The sequence below is a fragment of the Clostridia bacterium genome, from assembly GCA_035561135.1.
In the GTDB taxonomy this organism is placed as follows: domain Bacteria; phylum Acidobacteriota; class Terriglobia; order Terriglobales; family Acidobacteriaceae; genus DATMYA01.
The window spans coordinates 1-2,484 of record DATMYA010000086.1; the positions used below are offsets into that span (position 1 = coordinate 1).

The window sequence follows — 2,484 nt, forward strand, 5'->3', positions numbered from 1 at the left end:
CTACGAACCAGAAGGTCGCATGTTCGAGTCATGCCGGGCGCACCACTTCAGGCTCTACGCCATTAATGGGGGCACCCCACCTCTGAAGCAAATTCAAGAACACGGCTCTACGCCATTAATGGGGGCAGCCCCCGCCCTTGACTGATCACGAACACATAATCTTAACTCTTCGGAGTGGGTCCCCTGTCGGCTCAATACCAGTGGGACCGCGAGTTAGATTAGAATTGAAGCGCGATGATGCACTCACTTCTGGTCGCCTTCGTTTCAGCGTGCATGTTATTGGCGCAGGCGAACCCTGGCGGGGGCTCAATTGCAGGCCATGTCGTGAACTCCCTGACAAGCGCACCCGTCCCGAGGGCGACGGTCATTTTGACGGCCGCTCAGGTACGTTTGGTCGCCGCTAGCGACTCCGGAGGGAGATTCGAGTTCACCGCGCTGCCCGCCGGAACGTACAGATTGTCCGCGACCCGCGCCGGGTTCCTCGACCACGGAGCGGGCCGCCCGATTTCACTCGGCGAGAATGAACACGTAACTGCTGCTGAGATCCGGCTTCCGCCTCAGAGCGTTATTTCCGGTCACGTGCTTGATGAGGTTGGAGAACCGGTCGACCGCGCCCGCCTATGGATATTCAAGCAGGTCTACCGCTATGGACAAAGGATGTGGGACCGACTCAACACGGTCGAGACGGGCGACACCGGCGCGTACCGATTCGGGAACCTCAGGCCTGGCCGCTACCTGGTACAGGCTTTTGATCATCGTGCGCCCGTTGACAACCGGTACGGCACTCCACCGGCGAGCTTCTATGTTCCCGCTTTCTATCCGAGTGCGGCCACCCAGCAGGAGGCTATGCCGGTTACGGTGGGAGTCGGTGCAGAGGTCAGCAGTATCAATATCCAACTTTTCAAGGTTAACAGGCCACCTTCCGTCCGCATCAGAGGAAGGGTGATAGGGTTGCCTCCGAATTCCCCAATTATCGTCTCCGTCGGTCTGTCTCCGACAGACGGCAACTTCTTCGGGAATGCATCCACGCAAGCGATGCCTCCCAACTATGCATTCGAGATGCGCGCTCCGCCCGGTCAATACGTCATCTCCGGGTCTGTTTACTCCGGCGGCCCAGAGGCTTACGGGGCAGCAAGTATTGCCGTTACAGGAGAACTTGACGGCGTCATACTCACGATGCGCCCGGCCCCCGACATCTCCAGTCGAATCATCTTGGCTGAAGGCGGTCAGGTCAACCTGAAAGATGTCAGTATCACCATAGCTGGGATTTCCACATTTCTGGCATCGGGAGAATTCAAACTGCAATCAGACGCGCTCGGCAAACTCAATTCCTTTCCCACGGCGGTTCGACGCCCCGGCCATTTTTCGATTGTAAACATGCGCTCGTTGCCGGATGGCTACTTTCTCCGGGGAGTGAAGTTGGACGGACAGGAAATATCTCCTGAAGACTTTGAAATTCAAGGATCTGCGGAGCTTGAATTCGTCCTTAGCAACACGGCCGGAATGATCGCCGGCACAGTCGTGGACGCCGAGCGTAAGCCCGTTCCAGGTTCGACGGTGACACTGATTTCCGGCGATGGACGATCGCGCTCGGCAAAGCAGTCCGTGGACGATGGTGGCATGTTCCGGTTCACAAACCTGCGGCCCGGCCCGTATAAGCTCTTCGCTTGGGAGGAAGTTGACGACGACCTCTGGCCCGACCCAGAGTTCCGCAAAAAGTACGACGATCGTGCAACCGAGGTCACGCTGCGCGCCAATGAAAAGCAGAACGCACAGTTGCTTCCCATCTCGGCCGAGGAGGTCAAATAGCCCCACGCCGGACAAGAAACGGACGCGTTCTGTCACATTTGATGTCCGGCACTCCGAAGCATGAGCAATCTGCGATGCTAGCCGAAAAACGGCCAGACCGGAAACTGGAAGAGCGCCCAAAAGTTTAAAAAGTGCATTGTGCGCAAACGACAACGTGCCAAGCAGCATTCCTGGTTCCATACAACGCTGGGGTATTGAACGGGTCGTCCCTCGTACGCTTTCTGCAGACCCACGATGTCGATCTTCTTCATCTCGAGCATGGCTCGCATCAGTCCGCCGAGAACGATATAGCTTCACGCTGCCCGTTGGTCCGGGTCCCGCCTCTCCATAGCGGGTGATCTTCACAATCCGTGAATTTTCGAAAATCGAGACGTAAACTCCGCCGCCACCTCCGCCGTGTCGAACCCCAGAAATGGAGTGATCTTTTGCATTCAGGGATTCCTCCTTCTCATCAAACCCAGCTTCAGAATCGCAAGCGCCGTGCAGCACTCCGGGAACTCGCCCCGCATGGTCATCTCGAGCGCTGTCTCAAACGCCAGCCAGCGGATCGCGATCTGCTCTTCGGGGTCATGTCGCGGCGCGTGCAGCGTCAGGCCCGTGGCCAGGAACAGGTGCTCGGTGTCGGTGGTGACGCCATTGTTCACGTCCGTTGCACCGAGGGATTCCCAGCACTGC

General features: G+C 57.8%; 2 protein-coding genes and 1 pseudogene. 1 reads left to right on the plus strand and 2 read right to left on the minus strand.

Annotation, left to right across the window (positions count from 1 at the left end):
• The first annotated feature begins 234 nt into the window (after positions 1-234).
• Complete coding sequence (locus VN622_17695; GenBank protein ID HWR37700.1) at positions 235-1,809, plus strand: carboxypeptidase regulatory-like domain-containing protein; 1,575 nt, start codon at positions 235-237, stop codon at positions 1,807-1,809.
• A 294-nt stretch (positions 1,810-2,103) separates the two neighbouring features.
• Here the strand turns inward: VN622_17695 and VN622_17700 are convergent.
• Positions 2,104-2,240, minus strand: a pseudogene (locus tag VN622_17700) (VOC family protein).
• Positions 2,241-2,484, minus strand: a 244-nt coding sequence (locus VN622_17705) for a hypothetical protein (protein HWR37701.1), incomplete at its 5' end; no start/stop codon positions are given.